General features: G+C 65.8%; 28 protein-coding genes. All 28 read right to left on the minus strand.

The genetic code is table 11. The annotated features are described in order from the left end of the window. Positions 1 to 2 precede the first annotated feature (2 nt). On the minus strand, positions 3 to 3,788 hold the full coding sequence (locus AC5P9F_RS07570; protein ID WP_495231908.1) for a phage tail protein: 3,786 nt from the start codon (positions 3,786 to 3,788) through the stop codon (positions 3 to 5). 99 nt (positions 3,789 to 3,887) lie between these two features. Then, positions 3,888 to 4,631, minus strand: a complete 744-nt coding sequence (locus AC5P9F_RS07575) for a hypothetical protein (protein WP_111687196.1) — start codon at positions 4,629 to 4,631, stop codon at positions 3,888 to 3,890. Positions 4,632 to 4,653: 22 nt separating this feature from the next. Beyond that, positions 4,654 to 6,621, minus strand: a complete 1,968-nt coding sequence (locus AC5P9F_RS07580; protein WP_495231909.1) for a hypothetical protein — start codon at positions 6,619 to 6,621, stop codon at positions 4,654 to 4,656. A gap of 295 nt (positions 6,622 to 6,916) precedes the next feature. Next, a complete protein-coding gene (locus AC5P9F_RS07585; RefSeq protein ID WP_024956477.1) occupies positions 6,917 to 7,291 on the minus strand; it encodes a hypothetical protein in 375 nt (124 codons plus the stop codon). A 125-nt stretch (positions 7,292 to 7,416) separates the two neighbouring features. Then, positions 7,417 to 7,890, minus strand: a complete 474-nt coding sequence (locus AC5P9F_RS07590; RefSeq protein ID WP_099529562.1) for a phage tail tube protein — start codon at positions 7,888 to 7,890, stop codon at positions 7,417 to 7,419. A gap of 76 nt (positions 7,891 to 7,966) precedes the next feature. Next, positions 7,967 to 8,329, minus strand: coding sequence for a tail completion protein gp17 (gp17, locus tag AC5P9F_RS07595; RefSeq protein ID WP_049450661.1), 363 nt, complete (start codon positions 8,327 to 8,329; stop codon positions 7,967 to 7,969). Beyond that, on the minus strand, positions 8,326 to 8,829 hold the full coding sequence (locus AC5P9F_RS07600) for an HK97-gp10 family putative phage morphogenesis protein (RefSeq protein ID WP_495231910.1): 504 nt from the start codon (positions 8,827 to 8,829) through the stop codon (positions 8,326 to 8,328). Before AC5P9F_RS07600 ends, gp17 begins: the two co-directional genes overlap by 4 nt. After that, positions 8,822 to 9,154 carry a phage head closure protein gene (locus tag AC5P9F_RS07605; RefSeq protein ID WP_495231911.1) on the minus strand — a complete coding sequence of 111 codons (333 nt, stop codon included), beginning with the start codon at positions 9,152 to 9,154 and terminating at the stop codon, positions 8,822 to 8,824. The genes AC5P9F_RS07600 and AC5P9F_RS07605 overlap by 8 nt, the downstream gene beginning before the upstream one ends. Then, positions 9,151 to 9,573, minus strand: a complete 423-nt coding sequence (locus AC5P9F_RS07610) for a head-tail connector protein (protein WP_099529559.1) — start codon at positions 9,571 to 9,573, stop codon at positions 9,151 to 9,153. Before AC5P9F_RS07610 ends, AC5P9F_RS07605 begins: the two co-directional genes overlap by 4 nt. A gap of 3 nt (positions 9,574 to 9,576) precedes the next feature. Further along, complete coding sequence (locus AC5P9F_RS07615) at positions 9,577 to 9,981, minus strand: hypothetical protein (RefSeq protein WP_346469640.1); 405 nt, start codon at positions 9,979 to 9,981, stop codon at positions 9,577 to 9,579. 57 nt (positions 9,982 to 10,038) lie between these two features. Continuing rightward, positions 10,039 to 11,283 carry a phage major capsid protein gene (locus tag AC5P9F_RS07620; RefSeq protein ID WP_099529557.1) on the minus strand — a complete coding sequence of 415 codons (1,245 nt, stop codon included), beginning with the start codon at positions 11,281 to 11,283 and terminating at the stop codon, positions 10,039 to 10,041. A 68-nt stretch (positions 11,284 to 11,351) separates the two neighbouring features. Further along, positions 11,352 to 12,089: a head maturation protease, ClpP-related gene (locus tag AC5P9F_RS07625; protein WP_495231912.1), complete on the minus strand. Its 738-nt coding sequence runs from the start codon at positions 12,087 to 12,089 to the stop codon at positions 11,352 to 11,354. Then, positions 12,076 to 13,380 (minus strand): phage portal protein, encoded by a 1,305-nt coding sequence (locus AC5P9F_RS07630; protein WP_111176615.1) that lies wholly within the window; start codon positions 13,378 to 13,380, stop codon positions 12,076 to 12,078. Before AC5P9F_RS07630 ends, AC5P9F_RS07625 begins: the two co-directional genes overlap by 14 nt. Beyond that, the gene (locus AC5P9F_RS07635) at positions 13,380 to 15,050 is read right to left on the minus strand and encodes a terminase large subunit (RefSeq protein WP_495231913.1); all 1,671 of its coding nucleotides are present in this window, start codon (positions 15,048 to 15,050) and stop codon (positions 13,380 to 13,382) included. Before AC5P9F_RS07635 ends, AC5P9F_RS07630 begins: the two co-directional genes overlap by 1 nt. Before the next feature lie 3 nt (positions 15,051 to 15,053). Continuing rightward, positions 15,054 to 15,434 carry a hypothetical protein gene (locus tag AC5P9F_RS07640; protein ID WP_053497194.1) on the minus strand — a complete coding sequence of 127 codons (381 nt, stop codon included), beginning with the start codon at positions 15,432 to 15,434 and terminating at the stop codon, positions 15,054 to 15,056. A gap of 78 nt (positions 15,435 to 15,512) precedes the next feature. Further along, positions 15,513 to 15,911: an HNH endonuclease signature motif containing protein gene (locus tag AC5P9F_RS07645; protein ID WP_495231914.1), complete on the minus strand. Its 399-nt coding sequence runs from the start codon at positions 15,909 to 15,911 to the stop codon at positions 15,513 to 15,515. Next, positions 15,911 to 16,174, minus strand: a complete 264-nt coding sequence (locus AC5P9F_RS07650) for a hypothetical protein (RefSeq protein ID WP_251103532.1) — start codon at positions 16,172 to 16,174, stop codon at positions 15,911 to 15,913. The genes AC5P9F_RS07645 and AC5P9F_RS07650 overlap by 1 nt, the downstream gene beginning before the upstream one ends. A gap of 162 nt (positions 16,175 to 16,336) precedes the next feature. Next, complete coding sequence (locus AC5P9F_RS07655; RefSeq protein ID WP_495231915.1) at positions 16,337 to 16,681, minus strand: DUF1064 domain-containing protein; 345 nt, start codon at positions 16,679 to 16,681, stop codon at positions 16,337 to 16,339. Then, positions 16,678 to 17,154 (minus strand): lysis system i-spanin subunit Rz, encoded by a 477-nt coding sequence (locus AC5P9F_RS07660; protein WP_495231916.1) that lies wholly within the window; start codon positions 17,152 to 17,154, stop codon positions 16,678 to 16,680. Before AC5P9F_RS07660 ends, AC5P9F_RS07655 begins: the two co-directional genes overlap by 4 nt. After that, entirely contained in the window at positions 17,151 to 17,615 is a 465-nt protein-coding gene (locus AC5P9F_RS07665) for a lysozyme (protein ID WP_414486324.1), read from the minus strand. The genes AC5P9F_RS07660 and AC5P9F_RS07665 overlap by 4 nt, the downstream gene beginning before the upstream one ends. Next, positions 17,612 to 17,809: a hypothetical protein gene (locus tag AC5P9F_RS07670; protein ID WP_032954460.1), complete on the minus strand. Its 198-nt coding sequence runs from the start codon at positions 17,807 to 17,809 to the stop codon at positions 17,612 to 17,614. The genes AC5P9F_RS07665 and AC5P9F_RS07670 overlap by 4 nt, the downstream gene beginning before the upstream one ends. 190 nt (positions 17,810 to 17,999) lie before the next feature. Then, positions 18,000 to 18,698 (minus strand): hypothetical protein, encoded by a 699-nt coding sequence (locus AC5P9F_RS07675; protein WP_495231917.1) that lies wholly within the window; start codon positions 18,696 to 18,698, stop codon positions 18,000 to 18,002. 109 nt (positions 18,699 to 18,807) lie between these two features. Next, positions 18,808 to 19,164: a Lar family restriction alleviation protein gene (locus AC5P9F_RS07680; protein ID WP_495231918.1), complete on the minus strand. Its 357-nt coding sequence runs from the start codon at positions 19,162 to 19,164 to the stop codon at positions 18,808 to 18,810. Further along, positions 19,161 to 19,679 (minus strand): hypothetical protein, encoded by a 519-nt coding sequence (locus AC5P9F_RS07685; RefSeq protein WP_495231919.1) that lies wholly within the window; start codon positions 19,677 to 19,679, stop codon positions 19,161 to 19,163. Before AC5P9F_RS07685 ends, AC5P9F_RS07680 begins: the two co-directional genes overlap by 4 nt. Further along, positions 19,676 to 20,038, minus strand: a complete 363-nt coding sequence (locus tag AC5P9F_RS07690) for a Ref family recombination enhancement nuclease (RefSeq protein WP_495231920.1) — start codon at positions 20,036 to 20,038, stop codon at positions 19,676 to 19,678. The genes AC5P9F_RS07685 and AC5P9F_RS07690 overlap by 4 nt, the downstream gene beginning before the upstream one ends. After that, the gene (locus AC5P9F_RS07695; RefSeq protein WP_138969650.1) at positions 20,038 to 20,232 is read right to left on the minus strand and encodes a hypothetical protein; all 195 of its coding nucleotides are present in this window, start codon (positions 20,230 to 20,232) and stop codon (positions 20,038 to 20,040) included. Before AC5P9F_RS07695 ends, AC5P9F_RS07690 begins: the two co-directional genes overlap by 1 nt. Continuing rightward, positions 20,229 to 20,891, minus strand: a complete 663-nt coding sequence (locus AC5P9F_RS07700) for a hypothetical protein (RefSeq protein WP_495231921.1) — start codon at positions 20,889 to 20,891, stop codon at positions 20,229 to 20,231. The genes AC5P9F_RS07695 and AC5P9F_RS07700 overlap by 4 nt, the downstream gene beginning before the upstream one ends. Next, positions 20,881 to 21,771, minus strand: coding sequence for a helix-turn-helix domain-containing protein (locus AC5P9F_RS07705; protein WP_495231922.1), 891 nt, complete (start codon positions 21,769 to 21,771; stop codon positions 20,881 to 20,883). The genes AC5P9F_RS07700 and AC5P9F_RS07705 overlap by 11 nt, the downstream gene beginning before the upstream one ends.

Below are 21,771 nucleotides of genomic sequence, written 5' to 3' on the forward strand. Positions count from 1 at the left end.
GATTACCTCGCGTTGAGTGCTTCGCGCAGCGCTGAGCTGCTGGCGTTGCGTACGCCCTGGGTAGTGGTGGACACGAGTTGGCGGAGCAGCTGGTTCTGCTCTGCCAGCAGAGCGTTGCTCTGCTGCACGGCGGCGGTGGTTTGTGTCTGGGCGTCGTTGTTAACGACCAGGTCGAACACGGCCCGGCTGAAGTTGTCCGGCAGCGCCTCGATCGCGTCCGCCAGCGCCCCCATGCTCGTGCCGTCCGTCTGGTTGAGGTCGCCGACCTTCATGCCGTCGATCAGGCCGCTCACGCGGCCGTACAGGCTGTTGTAGTCCTGCCCGCTGGCGTAGAGATTCCGACCAAAGCCCAGCGCTGCCTGTGCGGCCGCCTGCGCGGCGCTGGTGTCGCCACCGGACACCGCCCGCTCCAGCTCCTTCATCGCTTCGCCCAGCTTCTCCTGGTCCGTAAGCGGCGAAAGGTCACTGATCGACAGGCCGTACTGCATGGCCTTCTTGTCCTTGTCGATCTGCGCCTGCAGCGTGCCCATGTTGGTGGCACGAAGCGCCTCGATCTTGGCCAGGTCCTCAGCCCGAGCGCCGGACAAGCCGAGCGCTTTGGCATAGTCGTTGGCCGACTTCACCTGCTGGCGATACGTGCGCTCGATCGACAGTGCCTGCGACTGGTACTGCGTCAGGTTGGCCGTCATCAGCTGAGTGCTCACGTCGGCCATGAGGCTGGCGTAGTTGCCGAGCAGCCCGGTCACCTTCTCGACCTGGGTGGCCAGGTCTGTGCCGGCGACGCTGGCCAGGTCCTGGAAGTAGTCCACCGCCTTGTTGACCTTGTCGACCTCCATCCCATTCAGGGCGCGGCCCAGCTCATCGGCATTGCCCACCGCCAGTGCGATCGACGCGCTCAGCACGTTGAACACATCCGACGCCTCGAAGTAGCCATCCAGCTGGCCTCCGAAGCCGGCAGCCTTGACCGCCTCGGTGAACAGCCGGTTGGTCATGTCACCGAGATACGCCTCCAGCTGCGACTTGGCCTCGGCGGAGTCCGCCGACAGCTGCAGCTTGCCCAGACTCACCCGCACACCGGCCAACTGCTGGGTCAGGTCGACGCCCAACTGCTTGGCCAGGCCGGTTGCCGCACCGCGGACCTGACGCGCGGCCATGTCGAACGTGCGATCGATACCGGGATCCACCGCGCCGTACTGCGTCCACTTTTTGTCCGACCGGAACAAGCCCCCCTTCTGCTTGATATCGGCGTAGGTCTGGCCGTCGAAGCCACCGAACCCATACGAGCCGGTCAGGCCCTGGCCGGTGATCTTCGGCGCCCCGCGACCGAACAGCTTGGCGTGGATGCTCGACCCGGACAGGATCGATGCGACCTTGTCGTTGAAACCCAGCCCGCGGAGCGTCTTGTCGGCGAAGCCCACCGCGCCAGCGGTGGCAATCTTGCCGGCCCAGCTCTCCCCGTTGGCAATGTCCCAGCCCTGATCGAACAGCTCGGCGTTCTTCATCATGCCGGCCACGATCCAGCCGATGATTGGCACCGCCGCTGCTGCGGACGCGCCAGCTGCACCGGCGCCGGCGGCAGCGGAAGAACCGCCTGCTGCGGCGGCGCCGCCACCGGTGAGGGCGGCAATGTTGTTGCCGAACCCCAACAGACTGCCAGCGCTGGCGCCGCTGCTCGCCGCGCCGGCGCCCGCACTGAACAGCCCCTGGCCCTTGGACAGCAGCCCGGCAATGGTCCCCAGGTTCTGACCGCCGCCGGCGGCGCCGTTGCCACCGAACAGCCCCATGATGCTCTGAAGGCTCAGGCCACTGCCCTGGCCGTTCATCCCGTTGAGGATCTGCGTCTGGATCGGGATCACGATCTTCTGCTGAAGGAACTCGCGGGCCAGGTCACGCAGCCCGCGCTTGGCGGTATCTTTCAGGTCGTCCCACAGGTTATCGAAGTCGCGCATGCCGCTGGCAACGAAGTCGGCCATGGCGTCGGCGGCATCGCCCACGCCATTGACGACCACGCCGGCCCATGCCTCAACGTTGGCAGCGGCCTCCTCCACGCGCAACGACAGATCGGCCGATGCTCGGGCGGCGTCCAGCATGGCCTGCTCGTACTGCGCGTAGCTCGCCGCGCCCTTGGACAGCGCCAGCGCCTCCTTGCTACCAGCGGCCTCCACCGCCTTCTGCAGCTCCTGCCGCATGTCCCGTTCGTTCATCATCTCGCGCCGCGACAGCTCGCGCGCGCGGCCAACCTTGCCGAGCATGGCGACCTCGGCATCCATGGTCGCAAGGAGCGTCTCGGGGCCGGCCAGGGCCTTCTCTACTTCGGCCGCCACCTTGGAATACTCAAGCGCGCTCTGGGCCATCAGCACATTGGCGTCGGCTTGGGCGATGTTCCCCTTGACGAGCAGGCTGTTGTACTCGGACATGTGACCGAGATGCTTGCCCATCGCCTCAGCCAATGGGCCCTCGATAGCCCCAGCAGCCTCCTGTGCCTGGCGATGGTATCGGGCGATCTCCTCTGCCCGCTGTTTGGCGACACGATCCGTCCTTTCGCGCTCCGCCTTGCCAATGTTCCCAGTCGGCCGATAGCCCACGGCATCCGGCTTGAGCGCGGATTCCGGCAGTGGCTGCCCGTTGTCAATTACAACGACGCTGTCAGCCAGGTCCTTCATGCGGCGTCGCTTTAGGGCAGCGTCCACACGTTCAAGATCCGCCTCTCGGTCACGGACGTACTTGTCCCATGACTTCGCGTTAGCTTCGCTGTTGGTGTTCTGGAACAGCCCTCCTTCCCACCATGATGCGTTCCCCGCTCGGGCTCTGGCCGCAACGTCCTTTGCACCGGCGATCTGCTCCTCGATCCGCATGCGCTCCTGGATCAGACCGGCATAGCTTTTATCGGGAACGGACTTAAATCCTTGCGCTATTAGCGATGAGAGATTTCCAATCATCGACGCAGCTTCGGCGGCCTTGGTCGTTACTGTGGCCAAGCCTTGGACAATTACACCGAACCCTTGCCGAAAATCAGGGTCGTTCAGGAGTTCAGAGAAATCCGATAGTGCCGGAATGATCTCCTCCGCCACGCTTACCTTTAGCCCCTTGAACGCCAGATCGGCTTCAAGTGTGACCTTGCGGAGGCGTTCGGTCGCCTTGTTGGTCTTTCCATCAATGATGGCCCCTGCCGCTTGCGCTGCATTGCCCCACTGCTGGAACCCAGCGCTGTTGTTGCGCAGCAGCGGGATAAGCGCCGATGCGTCGCTGGCAATTGCCTCCATGTAGAAGGTCAATTCCGTCTGCGACAGGTTCGCTCGTTCAAGACTCTTGAAGTAGAGCCCTAACGCATCAGGCCCCGACAGCTTGCGCATTTGTTCGGCGGTGACACCGGTCCGCTTGGCGATATTGTCGAAGAAGTCTGCAAGGGCCCCTCCCCCGGTCTGGACGTAGTCGCCTATCTTGTCCTGAACGTCTTTGAAGATATCCGCCAGCTTCTCCTGGCTCATGCCAACAGTGTTTGCGCCTGCCGCCATGCGCTGAAACTGCTCCGAGGTCGTCCCCGAAAGCTTGCCAAGCCTGTCGTACTCCACGCCAAGATCGGCGACCTGACGCGTCCACTGAACCATGGCGGCACCACCGGCCGTCACGCCAGCGGAGATTGCCAGGCCGATCGCCGTACCGGCGCGCCGCGCGGATGCCTGCATGCTCTGCATTCGCTGATCAAATTGGCGCGCAGCCTTGCCGCCGTCGCGCTCAAACGATCCGGTCTTAAGCAGAAGATCAACGGTAAGTGTGTAGAGGCTCATCGCGTAATCCAAAGAAAAGGCCCGCACGTGGCGGGCCTTGGGCTCAATGTTAGGGGTGCTGGCGAGTCTGGCTTCTCGACGACCGGATGCGCGTATCGGTCAGGCCGGAACCTCCTCGAACTCCATGTATCCGGTGAAGTACTGCCGGCTGATGTTCTCCGCCGACGGCAGCTGTGTCGGATAGCCGTAGAGCGCCGAGCGCGCCGCCAGCAGCGGGTCGAACGCCTTGCTGACCATGTCCCGGTACTGCGGCACAACGCAGGAGCGCCTGCGTCCCGCGATCGCTGCCGCCACCGTCTCCCAATCGGACCCGCCAAGTCCACCGCCGCGCACTGCAGCAGTGGCCCGACCCGACAGGGTGCACGTCAGCCGTCGGTACAGAGGTCCAGGAACCGTGTTGACCTGGCCGCCTTTGGTGCGGGTGTGCACGCTGGTGTCGATTGTGGCCACCGCCCAACCGTCGCTGATCCCCACCTCGACTGCCCGGAATATCGCAATTTCGCCCACGTCGACGTTCGTGGCAGTTGTGTTGATCTCGACGGACACCGTCGATACCAAGGCGCTGGCCTTCGGGAAGAGCCAGGCGCAGACACTGCCGTCTGGCAGTCGCACGGTAGTGGCACTCGCGCCGGCGGCGCTCACCTGGACGCCCGGCGGAATGTTGAGGCCGAGAATCGCGATGATCCCCGGCACAACAGCTTCGGCCAGGGTTATCGTGATCGCCAGCGAACTGGTGCGGCGGATCCGAGACGCCCTGCCAGGCTTTCCGTCGAACAGCGCCGAGCCCTGGTCCGCACTGAGCCACGTGCCACCGGTGAGGGTCACCGTCGTGACAGCCGGCATGCCATATCCAATCAACACGTCATCATCCCCACACCGTCAGCACCACGTCCCCCGTGGCAGGGTTGCGCTCTACACGGCGCACCAGCACCGGCTTGCCGTCGTCAAGACCGTAACGTCCGTAAGTGATCCGGCCGATCTGTCCCGGCAGCGGAGCCAGGTCCTGATCACCACGCACCGCCAGCTGGTAGAAGTGGCGCTGCACCCGGTACAGGCCGAGGACGCGTCCAATCTCCTGTTGCGCGTCGGCCGCATGCCAGAACAACGAGATGACCGGGTCAGCAGCCTCTGCCCGCTGGTAGTGGGGGTGCAGAGGACCAGCGCCATACACCTGCCCCCGGTAAAGGCCGGTCAGTTCGTCGCGTCGGGGCTGCGGCACGTCGACAACGTCGGTGACCAGGTCTGACGCGCCCAGCGCTTGGCCGTTGGGTCGGTAGGCCATGCGTCGAGTCAGGTTCGGAGCATCATCGGGCACCATGATCAGATCAGCCGCCAGATCATCCTCCGACAGGTCGAAGGCGAACGCGCCGGCATAGGTCTCGGGCGCGGTCACGCGGGCGAAGCGCAGCACCCCGGATGGATCCTGGTAGCAGCCGGCGCCGTAGCTGGGTAGAAGCGCATTCAGCGCAGCGCGGCCGGTGATGGCTGTTCCTGCGTAGTAGCCGAGGCCCATGTAACCCGTGGCGTGGTCGATATCCGCACAATCGCTGGCCGACCACGCCGCTTTCCCCAACCGGGCCATCACGTCACCCACCGCCTGCTCCAATCGCGCCGGCAGCATGCCCGCGCCGATGCTAGAGGCGTCCACCACCACCGGCGTTACCGGCGGCGACTTCATCAGCAGCTGTTGCCCATCTGGCGTTTGGCTGTAGGTTCCCGCCTCCATCACGTCGCCGCGGTCCATCACCGCATCGATGTAGACCCGACTGTCGGCCACGAACATTGAGGTCGCATCCGAGTTGGCGCCCATCGCCGGGATGCTGGCCACTGCCCCGATTACTACCGGCTGTGGCTTCCATGCCAGTGACGCCACATTCGGCAGGAACACGCCCCGGTTGATGGTTTCTTCCAGGTAGTCGTGCGCATCACGCAGGTGCAGCGTCTTGGTGCCGTCGTCGTTGATCTCGATCTGCTCGATCGCGCAACGGAAGGCCGGGACCGCGTCGGCCCGGATCCCGTTTTCGGGCGCAAGCAGGATCTGCACCGAGCTGCCAGAGGCACCAGTGCCCGCCATCCCGTCCAGCAAACCTTCCGCATCGACCACGACGCACTCGGCGGCCGCGGCCTGGGACACCGGGTCACCGCCCCACGGCCAGAACGCCAGCTCCTGGATCAGGTTGACGCCCTCGGCCACCAATCCCTCGTAGCGAACGTTCGCCGGGCTATCGCCGGGGGCAGACAGCCAGTCCACGTCGGCCAAGCGCGTGGTGCTGGCGGTAGAGCTGGGAAGCCGCCAACCGGCTGCAGCCGCGTCGCTTCGCGGCCCCCACTGCCCTGCGTTGACCGCAAGGCACAGCCCACCGGCCTTGGTGGCGGCAAGCGACGCGGCGAAGAACAGCGGCCCGGACAGCTGCAGCTCGCGCACCAGGATCTGCGCGCCGTTGAGGTAGAGCCGCAGCTGGCGAGGGGTCGAGAACACCACCTGCAGCCCGACAATGTCGCCGTGGGTCGCTGTCGGCAGGCCAGTGGCGATCGCACCGCCCGCCTGCAGCAGGCGCCCGGCCGCGAGATCCCAGCCGATGCTGGCGAGGTCCGCACCCAGCGCCTTGTTCAGCGCTGCGGGGCCGGTGGCGAAGCCTACGAGGGCTGCAACGGCGTCATCGCCCCACACGGCAAACTCCACGCCCACCGTGCCGGCATCAAGGCCGAAGTCGGAGCGCGCGTGGCTGGCCAGCGTGGTGGCGCCGGTGGTGGCCAGGGTAAGCCCGCCATCTCGCGCAGCGAGTAACGGGCCAATGGGCGTGGCGGCGAACCGCCCGAAAGTGTCGGTCATGGTCATCCCAGTCCATCGAACCAGTCCTGCGCCTCGTCCTCATCGGACCGTGGCACGAGAGCGTCGAGGTAGTGCTGAAAGGAGCGCTTTGTCCCGCCCTGGCTGTGCGAGGCGGTTATATACGCGGCGAAGGCAGCGGGCTTGATGTACAGGCTCACAGGGTCGATGGGGTTCCGCTTGTGGAACTCCCACCATTCCAGGAACTCGCGGCGCGACATAGTGGCCCGCAGGTCCGACACCGTCCGGTGCAGGTGACCGGCGAGGACCTTCCAGAACCAGTCCTCGCCGCGCTGCCTTAGCCGTTTCCCGCGTCGGCCTGTGCCTGGGCAGCTTCGTCACCGAAACCGGAGTGCTTCATGGCCACGCGCTGCAGCTCAGCGGCAACGAGCGGTTTGAGCTGGGCGGCCTGCTCCACGTTCATTACCGGCTTGCCGTCCTCGTCGCAGATGGTCGCTGCGATCAGCTTGGCGCGGTCGCCTTCACCCCACAGCTTGCGGAACTCCGCATCCGGCAGCTCGCGGACATGGAACTGCGCCTTGGCTCCGTTGGGCAGGGTGATCGTGTCGGCGTGCACGTCCTTGGACGCGAACATGCCCAGGTTGGTGAACGACTGCAGGACGCTCAGGGGCTGCTGCGACTGGGTTTGGGGGGTGTCATTGGTCTTGCTCATTGGCCGTTTCCTCGAATGGCGACAGGGCGCGCGGGCCGCGCACGGCTAACACGCGGAGGATCCGCGCGCCCCGTCAGAGAGATGGCCCGCCGAAGCGGGCCTGGGTGTGCGCCGTTGCCGCAGCCTTACGGCGTCGGGCGGTGCGTGGTGACGGCGCCGGAGCCGCGGATGGTGATCGTCGCCTTCCAGACGTCGTTGTCCTGGCTGGTCACGGCGAAGTTCTGCACGAAGCCGTCGAACTGCTTGGACAGCACATCAGTGGGCGGGGTGATCTTGCCGGCGACTGCGGCCGGCTTCGCCGCTCCTTCGGTTTCCGACTTCGGCGCGGTCACCAGCCAGTTCACGACGGCACCGGTCTCGTGCAGCTCCTCCAGCTTCTCGTGGTCGACGCTGTCGTAGATGATCTCGATGCTGGTGCTGCCGGTCTGCTTGCGGCCAGCGACGAACTGGTCCCAGTCATCGTCGTAGTCGGAGATATCGATCTCCGATGCCTGGCCATCGGGGAAGCCGACCGAACGCAGGCGGGTCACCTTGATGACCTCGGCCGCGCCGATGGCGACGAACAGTTGGGAGTGCTTCGACTTGATTACCTGTCCCATAGGGATTTCCTTGTGTTGCGCCCGTCGCCGGGCATGAAAAAGGCCCCTTGCGGGGCCGGTGGCTTGCCGTTGTGGATCAGCGCAGTTGCAGGAGCCTGGCGTCGAAGGAGATGCCAAAGGCGTCCGTGCCGTCGCTGTCAGGCGTCGGGTTGTAAGACTCGATGCTGCCCACGCGCTCGATCGCGTCGCGGATGGCGACGGCCGCGCCGTTGGCCTGCGTCATGGCTTTGCCCCACACGGTCAATCGGACTCGCCACCCGTCGGCCGGCGGCGCATCGGACAGCATCGCGGTGGGCGATCCGCCGACCACCTCCCACGTCGCGTAGGGCAGTGCTGCATCCTGCGGCGCGGTTCCCGGCCACAACCGGATCGGGTCGCCCAGCACATGCCGAACCGCTGCATCACCCTGCAGCAGGGACTGGATCAGGGGAACCATCATCGCCAGCCATCCTTCTTCAGCTGCTTGTCGAGCGCCGCCCAGGTTTCATTGATGATCACCTGCGCCGCCTCCGGCCCCTTGGCCTCGCCTGCCGGCGTGAGGAACGGCTCGGCCCTCATCTTCCTGGTGCCGAATTCCTTGAAGCGCCAGTAATAGGCCCAGCCCGCCTCCTCATAGACCTTCCCAACGCGACCGCGGCGCCGGTTGCGCTTGGTGTTGGCGTACTTGCGGCGGCGACCGGTCTTAACCCCTACCGTGAAGTACTCGCCGTCTCGACCTACACCTGCGCGCTGCCGGCTCTTGGTGTTGGCCCGGCGGGTGACGATCTGCGAGGCCATGAACCCCGATGCTCTCGGGGCCCGGCGGCGAGCATCGTCACGGATGACGTTGCCACCCTTGCGCATACCGGCTTGCACGGCTCGCCCTTGAATCGTCTTGGGTGCCTCCCGCAGTGAACGCAGGAGGCCGTCCAGGCCGTCGATCTTCACCTGCTCAGCCATCGGACACCCCGGCATCGACCATCAGCGTGATATGCCCGCGTGCTGTCGCATCCGGCAGCACCGCACGAATCGCATACATCTGCCCGTCAAACACCACACGCATGGCCGGCACTACCCCGGGCAGGTAAGGGATCTCGATGCGTGCAGTCACCTGTCCATGCTCGGCCGAGGCCGCAGTGAACTCTCGACCCGAGAGCGGAACCACCTCTGCCGGCACGTCAGCCCACCATCTACGCCATTGCTTCACGTCCCCGCCGAGCGGATCACGCACCGGGCCGTAGTCCTGCAGCTCGATGCGATGCCGGTATTTGCCGGCCCGCCTCATGGCAGCACCCGCCGGTAGGGAAACATCAGCCGGTCCAGGGTCGGGTTCTCGGCCAACTGCGAGCCAGCCACCACCGCCTCGCGGTTGGCGTACAGGTCACCCAGCAACAGCAGTATGGCTGCGCGCAGCGGCCCCGGAAGCGGGCCAGGTGTCGTCGTGAACTTGACCGGATAGGCGCCCGGCTCGCTGTCGAGCGCGGCCGGCTCAATCGGCAGCGGAGAGCGGCCCTCGCCGACCGGGGTCCACTCATAGGTCGCTGCTGCCAACGCATACCCCGTGGTGCGCTCCACCGACTCACGCGCGGCGGTGATGAAGGCGCCGATCAGCGCGTCGTCGGCATCGTGGATAACTACCAGGTGCGCCTTCGCTTCGCTCAGCGACACGGGTTCCTCTGCCGCCGGGGTCAACGTGCGCAGCATGGGTCATTCCTCCGGCGTGGCCGACTTGATGGCATTGGGGTGGGGGTCGATCAGCCCGCCAAGGCGCAGCGCCTCAACGTGTGCCGCGTTGACCTGGATCACCTGGCCAACCTTCCCGAGGTGGTTGTTACTGAGCACCAGCGCCGGCACGGTTTCACCCTCCGGCGGAGCCGGTTCTTCATCCGGTGGCGGCAGGTCGTTGTCCGCCTCCACGGTTTCGGGCCTCTGGCTGTCGTGGCCCTCGTCCGTCTCCGGCTCACTGACGGCTGCTGCCGCGCCAGCGTCGGGGCTTTCGGCGTCCGGCTGCTCGCCCTGGCCAGCCGCTGCGTCCACTACCGCAGCGGGCGCTTCCTGCGCGTCGGCCGGACCGCTGGCCACCTGCGCGGAGGTGTTCTTCTGCTTTGCCATGATCGTCTCCGAGGGACGCCCGCGCTGGGGCGTCCCTGCGTTCGTGGGCCGAGGCGGTTAAGCCGCGGCGCCGTGCTTGAAGGTCTTCACCGCGCCGCCCACGTCGACCAGGTTGCCGCCGGAGCGCATCCAGGCCATGAAGCCCACCTGGCCCCTCTTCACATAGGCCGAGTCGGCGAAGCGGAACAGGGTCACGGCCATCACGTCGCGGATCTTGTAGTAGCTGAAGTCGCCGAACGCGATCGAGGTTGCGCCTGCGGCCGGGGCCGGGGCGTGCTGGTTGATCTGGATATCGCGGTTCAGCAGACGATCCGGCGCACCGCCCGGATTGCCCTGCTCGTAACCCGGCACGAAGATCGGCCGGCCCTGGTCGTCCTTCACCTTGCGGATCAGCTTCAGCATGTCGTCGTGGAACATCCACTTGGCCAGCTGGCGATACGCCGGATCGACGCTGTGCTCCAGGTCGACCAGGTCGTCGTAGGTGACGATCGGCAGCGCCGAGACAGCGCCGATCTTGCCCACCGTCGCGGCAGTAAAGGCGCCCATCGGCTGGCCAACGCCGGTGCCGACAGAGTAGTGGCGGTTGGTGACGCGGCCCAGGCGGGTCTGCAGGCGCTTCTCGATGAAGCCGGCGATATCGGCCGTGCTGTCCTGCAGCAGCTCCCACGGCACGGTCACCACCTTGGAGCTGTACTTGTACACCTGCAGGCCCTTAGTGCCGAAGGCCACATCCTGGTCGTTCGCCGACTGGTTTTCAGCGACCAGTTCGCCCTCTTCGGAGGTGCCATCGCTGGTCGGGTACTGCATCGGCTCACCGCCGGCAGTGCTGAACACATCAGCCACCTGGCGCATGCCGCCGAATGCCTTCAGGGCATCCAGGATCTGCTCGGCCAGCGTGGTCGGAACGGTGTAGCCGCCCTGCTCCGGGTTGACGGCCGGGTTGCCCGACATGGCCGCGTTGACCTGCTTCCAGTCCTCTGCGCTCAGGGCGCTGTCACCGCCACGCGCCCAACGGTCGAACAGGCGCTCCTCGTTGGAGAGGTCACGGCCGCCGCGGTTGGCAGTGTCGTGCTCACGCACGCCCTGTTCGCGCAGTGCCTCGTCGGCCGTCAGGTCCATGACCTTCTGATGACGCTCGATCGCCGCGTCGATGCGCTCGATCTCGGCGATGTTGTTGTCGTACTTGGCCTGGTTCTCAGGCGTCCACTTGTTGCCGTCACCGGTGCTGGTGTCGAGCAGGTTGCGGGTTTCCTTTGCCAGCGCGGTGCGGCGCTCCCGCTCGGCCTGAATGTTGAAGGGCATTGGTGATTTCCTCGTGTCGAAAAAAAACCGCCTTTCGGCGGTCGGGATGAACTGCGGGCGGGAGTCGCTTACGCAGCGGAGCGTTCCAGCAGCGCCAGACGGCGCGACAGGTTGGCCTTGTGGGCGGCGGCGGCGGCGCCGTCGTCGGGTTCGGGGGTACGGTTGGCCAGTGCGGCAGGTGCGTTGTCGTAGGCGGACAGATCCCAGGTGTTGGATGCCTTCTTCTTGCCGACGACCTCCACCACGCGATCAGCGAAACCGTGTTCCTTGGCTTCGTCGGCCGTGAACCAGGTCTCTTCGTCCATCCACTGGACAATCTGCGCTTCATCCTTGCCAGTGCGACGGGTGTAGTCCCCGGCCAGCCCGGTATCGATCTTGGCCAGCAGCTCACCGGTCTTGGTCATATCGGCCTTGTTGCCGATAGCGACCGTCCAGGCGTTGTGGATCATGAAACCGGCGCCCTGGCTGATCTCAACCTCATGGCAGGCCATGCAGATGCCGGTGGCAGCCGAGGCCGCCAGTCCATCCACGTGGGCGATCACGGTCGCCTTGTGCTGTGCGATGGCCGTCATCATCGATCGGGCCGCAAACACGTCACCGCCGGGCGAATCGATGCGCAGATGGATCACGTCCGCGTCGATGCCGGCCATAGCCTGGGCAAACATCGTCTCGTCAATGTCGCCCCACCACCCGCCGATGACGCCGTGCAGGTAGATCGTGGCCTCCTTGCCTTCGGTCTCCGCCCGGATGGGCTTGAACTGGCCGGCGTTGTTCTTGGCCAGCTGCAGCAACTTAGGAATCGGCATCTTCAGGGTTCCTTTCAGGGTCGTCGCTGTCCGGCTTCGCCGGTGGCGCGGGGTCTTTCGGTTGGTAGAGCTTGTCGCCGCCCTCGATGGGAGGCAGGTTCTTGAGGCGGCGGACTTCGTTGACGACCATCCAGCCTTGGGTGCCAGGGCCACCCAACGCCTTGCTGAAGTACTCGGCCTGCGTCTTCGAGTCGCCGGCCATGAACATGTCCACGTTGTGCTCAACGAAGTAGCGCGGCGTGCGGAACAGCTTGCGGTTCAACTCGTCCTTGATCCGCTTCAGGTGCGGGCCCAGCGTGTACTTCACGAAGCCGATGCCCATGCTCTCGATGCCACTGCCCCAGCTTGTCGACTTGGTGGTTTCACCGATCATGTGGGGCGGCACACCGAAGGCGCGGGCTACGTCGATCACCTGCCACTGACGCGACTCCAGCAGCTGCTGGTCGACCGCTGACATGGTCAGTTCGTGAACCTCCAGCCCCTCGGTCAGAACCAGCGGAATGCGACGGTTACCCTGCACCCCGCCGTACTTCTTGACCCAGGCATCGCGGAAATCGTCCTGCTGCTCCTTGGTCATCTTGTTGGGCGTTCGGATGGCCACTTCGGGCTTGCCGCCCTCGCTGAAGAACTTGCCGGCGTGCTCGTCACCTTGGATGGCAATGCCGATGCCGTTCCGAGCGCCCCACTGGATCACCGACATGCCGTGCACGCCGTTGAAACCGAAGCCGGGGAAATGGAGCACGTCGTCCTGGTCGACGGTGAAGTACCCGTCCGCATCGTGGAACGTGTACTGCAGGCGTGTCGGCTCCCGCGGGCTGGTTTTCTCCTGCTTGAGGATCATCACCCTGTCGCGTGGCCAGGGGATCAACCCGGTCGCCACCCCGGCACGGTTGCGCGTCACGTACACCACGCCATCGCCGCGCAGCAGCATCTGGCCGACGATGAACTCCCAGCCGGTGGCGCTCGACCAGCCGGAGGAGAACTGCTCGTTCAGCAGCCACCAGTAGTCGTGCTCCGCCCGTTTGCGATGGCCGTCCACCCGCTCGAACACAGGCAACGGCAGCTGGGCGATCGCGCCGGCCAGCAGCGAAACGGCAGCGAACACCGCCGAAACCCGCATCGCCGATTCCGGGCTGACCACGGCTCCGGAGGCCGTCGTCGGGTTCCCGAACACCTCGAACATGCGCATGTCGGAGGACTGGATCACCTCGCCGTCGACCAGGTTGCTGATCGTCGGCTCGATACGGTCGCGGGCATCGGCCCGCCGGTTCTTCTCGAATAGTCCGAACATCAGTCGATCACCACGAAGCCTTGTTGGGTTGTGCCGGTGTCCCGCGCCTGCATGGCGCGGCCCATGGCCATGATTAGCGCCACCGCGCCGTCGATCTTGCTTTCCATCTTTTCCTTGCGGGGATAGACGTGTTCCTTGGCATCCACGCGCGCCACTACGTTGCCCATCATCCAGGTCATGGCCGCGTTGCCGTCGTGCCACAGGCGCCGCGACAGGATGAGCGCCTCCACTTCTTTCATGGGCTCGGACAGATTGCGCACGGACTGCGCCATCTCCACGGTCGGCAGCCCTTCCTGTTCGAGGCGCGTCATCAGGTACGCCGCTTGGGCCGGGTCAAAGGCAATGTCCCGCACGTCGACGCCCTGTGCCGCAAGCTCTTTCAGCTCCTCTTCGATGAACGCGTAGTCCGTCATGTTCCCCGGCGTGGACACGATCAGCTCGTCCAGCAGGAACTGCTGGTACTTCTCGTTTTCCTCCACGGCCGACTCCGGCACGTAGAACCGGGGAATGACGTAGTAGCTATCGCCCTTCTCGAACAGCAGCACCACGGCAGCCACGTCCAGCTTGGATGCCAGATCGACGCCGACCCAGCACGGACAGCCCGCAAAGTCGGACACCTCAAACCGTCGCTTCTGCCGCTGCCAGGCCAGCATGTTCATCCATGCCAGCTTGGCGCCGACCCAGTCGTTCAGGTGCTTGGTACGGAACGCGCTTTGCTTGCTGGCCGACCGCTTTGCCTTGGCGAGCTGGTCGAGCAGGAACTGCTCGAACACGGAAACGCCGTAGTTCGGGTTGGCCTTGCGCAGGCTCGCCGGATCGTCCCAGCGGTCGCCCTCGTCTATGCAGTAAATCGCCGCGAACACCGTCTCGTCGGCCACCTCGCCGCGCAGGATGCGGATGGCATCGCCTCGCATCTCGAAGCATGGGCCGCAGAGGTTGGTGCCTGCCGTGGTGATGATCGACAGCAGGGGCTGCTCGCGCGCGCCCATGCCGGTTTCCATGGCGTCGACCATGTGGTCGTCGTCGTGTTCGTGGTACTCGTCCACCAGTGCCGCGTGCGGGCTCGAGCCATCGCCGGGCTTGCCGATCATCGTCTCGAACTTGGACATGTCCTCCATGACGAACAGCGGCCCCGGGTTCTTCGGGTTGCCCGCCTGTTCGATACCGAAGCGGGCCCGCAATGCCGGCAGCTTCTGAACCATCTGCCATGCCGGGCGGAACACCTCATACGCCTGTTTCTCGCTGGTTGCGCCCGAGTAGACCTCCGCGCCCGCCTCGCCGTCAGCGCAGAACAGGTACAGGCCACGGGCAGCCAGTCGCAAGGACTTGCCGTTCTTGCGCGGGATCTCCTCATATGCACGGCGGAAGCGCCGGTGACCGGTCTTCTTGTGGACCCAGCCGAACAGATTGCACTCGATGAAGTGCTGCCAGGGCTCCAGCACCAGCAGGCGCTTCTGTGCCGCCCACTTTCCTTTCGTGTGCGGCATCTTCTCCATGAACCGCACCGCGCGGTCCGCCTTCTCGGCGTCGTACTTGTAAGGCCAGTCGGCCCCCTTGCGCTTCAGGTCATCCAGGAACCGCTGACACGCCAGACGGATGAACTCGCCGGCCGGGATCTTTCCTGACGTGACGCCCTTGGCGTATGCCTTGGCTGATTCGCTCGGCGTCATGGATCAGAACTCGTCGAATGGGTTGCCCTCCGGGGTCTTTTCGGTCCCCAGCTTCTGACGGTCAGCCGGGGTCAGGCCCAGGCGCGCCAGGCAGCCGATCAGGTGGGAGTACTTGGCCGCAACGAACTCGCCGCGGTTGGCACGGAACTCGGAAAGTAGCGATGACGCCACCTCCATGATGAAACGGTCGGCGCTGGTCAGGACGCCCGGCAAGGCGCACTTCTCCAGCTCTTTCCACACCACTGCGACCTCGGTCGGAAGGTGTGCCGGCGCTTTGCCCAATGGCGAATTCGTCTTGGGCGCTTCGTTCTTGTAGCGCTGCGGATCCTTCTTGGTCGCGCCCTTCAGCTCGGCCAGTTCCCTCGGCTGTCGATGGCGAGCCATCGGACCTCCCATTTCTGAAATTCAAATTCTGCGGACGCGAGAAGAAAGGGGGGCGCGCGTATCGGGCGAGGAAGGCCCTCAACTTTGACCCTCCCCCCTCCCTTTCCGTTCAGCTTTCGGTGGATAACTCGCCACTCGTCCAGCTCCGCCATGTGGGCGGGCATCCCTGCCGAACCCGCCGTTCTCCCGTGCCGTCTTGGCGCTGTGGCACTGCCGGCACAGCGGCTGCAGGTTGCTGTCGGCGTTGTTGCTGTCGTCCCCGTCGATGTGGTCGACCTCGGTGGCCGGCCGCACCCTGCCCTGCCCAGCGCAGCATCTGCACAGCGGCTCACGAGCCAGCACCACCGCACGGAGCCGGCGCCACAGCGAGCAGTTGGTGGGCAGGGCGCGGCGTGCCTGCCTCTTGCGGACCTGGGCGGTGGTCTCCTTGTAGGGGCGCCAGCCGGCCGCACGGTGCTGGGGTGGCCGAGTTGGCATCAGTAAGGCTTCCCGTCCAGGTCGACTCGCCCCGGCTCGGCACCTTCGTCATGCACCGGCGTGCCGGCCTCCTCGCCCAGCAGCTGCGCCACGGCCTGCACCAACAGGCCAACGTGCATTGCCAGCTCGGCGATCTGCTTGCCCTGCTGCTCGATGATCCCGACCAGTCGGTCGATACGGCTGTCGGTGCTGCTCTCAATCAGCCCCGCCAGGGCCGTAACAGCCGCAGCGCGCGCCACCTCTTCAATCCGTGCAGCGTCCATCACCAACCCTCGTCGTTCGCAGCACCAGGCCGCGGCGTATCCACCACTCAACCCGCTCCCAGTCCGGTTCCATGCCCGTGGCCCGGGCAAACCACACCACGGCAGCCAGATACCACCGCAGCCACCAGCGCAGGCGGACAGACGCAGTCACTGTCGCGTACATCAGAATTCCTCCACTTCCCAGCCACCGCCGTCGCGCTTGGGCCTGACCTTCACCGCAATGAAGCGGAACGGGTACATGGCCGCTGCGATCTTGATCTTGGCCCGTGCATCGTCCTGCCAGTGCCCCTTCACCTCATGGCACTCCATGACTCCATCGGTAGCCAGGACGGAAAAGTCCGGGGTGTAGAACGTGTTGTCGGCCAGACGCAGCTTCAGGCCCTCGAACCGATACCACTGGACCTCACCGGCAGACTGCTGCGTGCGCAGCCGCTCGGCATATGCAGCCTCGGTCTTGTTCATCTCGCCAGTCTTCAACCGGCCCAGCGCCAGCAGCCGGCGGTTCATGGCGTCACCGGCTGACGGTCAGCTGCGATCACGGCCTGGCAGGCCCGGACATGGTCGTCGGCGTCTCGTCCGATCTGAACAAGAGCGCCCGCGACCTCTGCTCGTAGTTGGGCCGCCTGGTCACGTTCGACGGCGCCGGCGACGGCTTCGGACAGGCGAGCGGTATTGCAGGTGGCGAGGTCGTCGCGCAACTGGAGACGACCAGCGCGCAGGTCAGCCACAACAGCAGCAGGGACGGCCTCGGCCGCAGCGCGGTCTTCTTCATGCTTCGCTCCGATGGTGGCCAGTGTCTCGGCCTGGACGTGCTCGATGGCACGGGTCTGGTTGATCTGCTGCACTTGGGCGGAGCTGGTGCTGGCCAGCTGCCGGGCTTCAGCACTCTCTGCGCGATCGCCACGCCAACCCCAGCCAGCTCCGAACATGGCACCGGACCAAAGGGCAAAAACGGCGATCGCGATGGCGACGCGGTTCACGACCTGCCCTCGCACATGGCCCGCTCGGCAGCTCGACGGTTCACCAGGCCCTGCACGCGCTTGCCGCCGGCGTAGACCCAGCGGTCCAGCTCCGGGCACCAACTCGCGGCGGGCTGGCCAGCGTTGATCCGCCCGACCAGCGTCGAGCGGCAGGCCGCGCCGACACCCACGTTGTAGGTCCAGCTCAGCACCGCCGCAGCTTCGTGCGGCCGTAGAGGGATGCGGATGCAGGCCTGAATGCCAGTCAGATACTGCCCCAGCCTGCTGTTCAACTTCTCGGCGCACTCCTGCTCGGTATAGACCGCCTTCTCCGGGCGGCTGGTGTCCCCATAGCAGTAGGTGGCGACGCCGACCATGTCGACATAGGGAGTCGGCGAGTAGCCCTCCCAAGGCTTTACCAGCGCGGCCGCAGCCAAAGCAATGACGGCGGCAGCGCTGCTGCCGATGATCTTGGCCTTCATGCTCGCGCCCTCTGCCGCCACTCGCGCACCCAGCGCCAGCCCAGATAGCTGATCTGGCCCACCAGGTAGATGATCGTCAGAACTACCACCACGCGGTCGAGGTTCGCTCCTGCGGCGACCGCGCCAGCTACTGTCACCGGTGGAGCAGCCTTCGCTACAGCACCAGCGGCAGTGCCAATGATTTCGTCCTTCATGGTGGCCCCGTAGCTCGTCCGGTTCGGCATATGCCCCTCCCGGTTGATTGGCGCCCGCCCCGTTGCCGGTTGGTCGTGAGAGTTGATCCGGTATGGGATCGCGGGCAAAGAAAAAGCCCCGGCTGGGCCGGGGCTTGCGATTGGATGGTGGCAAGAATGCCGCCCCTTTCGATGACCTAGGAAGTCATCGCTATGCGGCCTGCGTGAGTGCCTTGCTGAACTGCCTGGCAGCGCGCGCCTCTGATGCACGGAAGTTGAAGAGCATCCACTCATAGACCGGTCGCCAGAACCGGCTGTAGGCGGACCAGTCGGCACCGATGGCGGCCGCACGCTTTCGGCCGCTGAGCGGATCGAAGCCACTCCCACCGCAGCTGTCGCAGTTCACTATCCCCGCAATCGAAGGGTCCAGAAGAACCTTCTTTCCACCACAGCGGGAACAGTCGCACGCCCCGGCCATCTCTTCGATCACCGCCCCGGCCAGCACCCCAAGTTGCTCCATCGTGTTGTTCGGCCACGCCGCCGCTCGTGCATCTTCCAGCGCCTGCTCGGCACGCCGCAGTTCACGTCGCTGCACATCCGTAACCGCGCCCCCGCCCCAGCCCATGCTGGCCTTGGCGATCCCGAACTCCGTGCGGGCATCGGCAAGATCGTGCATCTGGCGGGTGAACTCCGGCGCGACCAAGCCAACGACGGCCTGGCGCAACTGCTCACGTCGACGCTGGCCGCTCTCGGGCCACCACAGTGCCTGCAGCAGCTCATGCCCCAAACCGTGAGGAACGTATGCCAACGCTGCGACGATCTCCTGGGTGGACGGGCCACCGGCAGACCCGTCAAAGCTCATTGTTTTTGGGCCAGTCCGGCTGGACAGCAGTTCACGGGCATTATTCATTTGCATGCGCCTTCCCCCTGGTGGTTTGCTCGTGCAGCGCGCGATCGCGCATCGTGGTCATTCAGTGCGGGCCTTTTGAGGGCCTCTTTCTCTGTCCGGTTCTGGCCCGTCAAGAAGGCACCTCCGGGCCGGCCGGCTCGGCCGCAAAGTGCGTGATCTTGGGGTTGTCACCCCGCCAGCTCCCGAACACCGGCCGCTTGCTCACCGAGTCCCACAGCATCAGCCGCGTCCCGTCCTGTGGCGCGTCCGCGATGGGCAGCCATTTCTCTCCGACCTGGGCGCGTTGATTCCATGCCGCAACAATGTCTGCCTCACATTCCTCAGCAAGTTGTTCCAACGCGGAAATGCACTGGCAATGGATCCTCCGCCAAGGAACGTCACCGTAGATAAAGTGCTCCTGCGAGAAGGCTCCAACGCTGGCCGAGCCACCACAGAACGGGCATGGCTTCAGGTCGAGGACCGTCATGCTGCGCGCTCCCAGCTGGCCGTCAGGCGCTGCACCTGCCCGCCGCGTGCCTCGAACTGCTCCACCGTCTCAGCCGGCCGCTGTCCGTCCTTTTCCTTGCCCCACGCCTTCGCCGGCGCCAGGCCGGACAGTCGCTCCACCCGCGCCCGGTTGATGGTCATCTTGTCCGCCGTGCGCGGGCCTGCCGCCCCACCTCGCCTCGCGGCCCGGCGCAGCGCTTGCTTGTGTGCCTTGTCGAGACGGCAGCGCTCGCGCTGCTCGTCCGTCACAACGAACGCACGGGGCATGCCGATACCCGACAGCCGGAACACCGCCCGTTGGCCAACGCCATCCTTCACCAGGTAGCTGGCCTCGGTAAGGTCTCGCAGCGCGCTGCGGATTCGGTCGCGGTCGGTGGGCGTCGATGCCCCCACGCCCCGGTAGATCTCGCGGGCCATCAGCGCTGCGGATGGCCGGCGCTCGAACAGCGCGCGCACTCTGCCTGCATTGGTCTTGCTCCTGTCCATCATGGTCATGCCCTCAATTCGTTCACGTAGGTCTGATTGGCAATCAGCTCGTCATCGGAGCCATACGTCTCGTGGAAGGTCCGCGAGCCATCCATCAGGCTCGGGCCGTAGATCTGGCGCATCGTCGCGAAGGTGTTCCCCTCCATCGGATGCCGCATGTGGTGCCACTTGCAGAGGCCGTAGCCCTCCATGTGGCCGCGCCGCACGTTCCCGCTCTTGGCGTGGTTGTAGTCGCAGCCGTAGACCACCAGTTCCGGATCCAGCAGGTCCTGCATCTGCAGCGCCAGGCAGGCCATGCACGGACCCGTCTTGGCCAGCTCGATCCGGGCCGCTTCTTCCTTCGTTGGCGGCGGTGCCTTCGACCACATCAGCGAAACTCCGGGATCGGGCCGGCGTAGCGGGTGATCGGGATCCGCCGCATGCCGTCGCGCCAGACAGTCATCCCGCGCGTCGCGTAGACCACCAGCGGCTTGATCCCGTAGCCATAGGCCAGATACCAACCCGCCTCGGCCACCGGCTCGCTCACCGGGCGCACCTCGACATTGAAGTGATCGGGGCTCATGCGGCCTTGTCTCCCAGCAGCTCCGCGATTTCTGCCAGGCGCTGACGGGTTCGGGCATTGGCGGTCGGCGAGGCCTCAACGGTGCCAGCCAACAGCGCCACCGGGTTGAAGGCGGGCGTTGCCGGAGGCAGTGCAAGGTGTTCCGCCACCCGCTCGTGCGTCAGCTGGCCAGCGGCGATGGCCTGCTGCAGCACGCTATCCCTTCCCGACACATCGGCTCCCAGGGACAGCTGGTAGGCGGCGGTGCGGTGTGCAGCGCGCGCTTCCTTCACCAGCCGGGTGTAAACCTCCAGGAATGCCGGCCGGGCCGCTATCTTGTCGCCCGCCTGCACTAGCGGCAGCGCCGCCGCCCACGCATCGCGGGTCTGCTCAGTCCACACCACGGTCGCACCTTCGTCGGCGGCACGGATCGCGTTGGCCCATGCCTCATTCGGTGCCGGGTGGCCGTCCTCGATGCGTTCGAGGATCGCCGCCAACGAAAGCCGCGCCTTCAGCTCCCGGCGGCACGACGCCAGCGCGCGCTCCAGCATCGGCAGCGGGTACTGCGCCAGATCCGAAACCATGTAGGCTGCGGCGTTCGGGCTGAGCTGGTCGCCAATCACCTCGGCGGTGGCCACCAGCAGATCGACCAGCCGATCCTGCTCCTGATTACCCAGCATGTGCCGCCCTCCGCTGTGCCAGCAGAGCCTTGGCCGCGTCGGCGGCGCCCAGGTTGGTCTGCGTCTTGTCGGTCTGCCGCGCGGCCTCTTCAGTGACCTGCCGACCAGTGGCCCACTGCGTGCGGTATGCCTCGCACTTCGCCAGCAGCGCGCCCAGGTCGTGCATGTTCTGCACCACGTAGCGCTCGTTGACCGTCAGGAACCACGCGGCGACCAGCGGCGCTTCGCTGTGGCCGAGCCGCTGCACGATCTGCCGGACGTTTGCGTTGACCTTCGCGTTGCGAACCGGCGCGACGCTGTGGCGCTCGCGGTAGGCGGTGGCGTAGGCCGTCCAAGTTGCTCGGCACGCCGCCTGCAACTCGGTTTCCGAATCCACCGCCGGCGGCGCGGCCGGCAGGCCCGCCGGAAATGACGGTTCTCCTGACGGTTCATTGAGGGTTATATGACGGTTAGGCGGCACGGGGCGCACCCCCAGACCTGCGCCCGGTGCATCCCCCCCTGCATGGGGCGCATCCCCTCCTGCAGCGGGCGCACCCCCTGCATGGGGCGCAGCCGCTGCGCCCGGTGCAGCACCTGCCTTTCCAGCCTTGCGGCCAGCCTTCGACGGCGCAGCTGCCCTGTCGAAGTTGGCCGGGGTCACCTTGTAGACCGTGCTGCTGTTGAACCGGCGGTCGCGGCTCAGCAGGCCCACAGCCTCCAGATGATCCATTGCCGTCCGCACAGCGCGCGCCGACATGCAGCAGCGCGCGGCGATGGTGCCGACGGCTGGCCAGCACACGCCATCGTCGTTGGCCTGATCAGCCAGCGAGATCAGCACAGCCTTCTGCGTGACGCTCAGTCCCTGCAGCGGCCAGCACTGCGACATGATGATGGTCGACAT

The organism is Stenotrophomonas sp. YJH_SMC_4 (assembly GCF_059371575.1).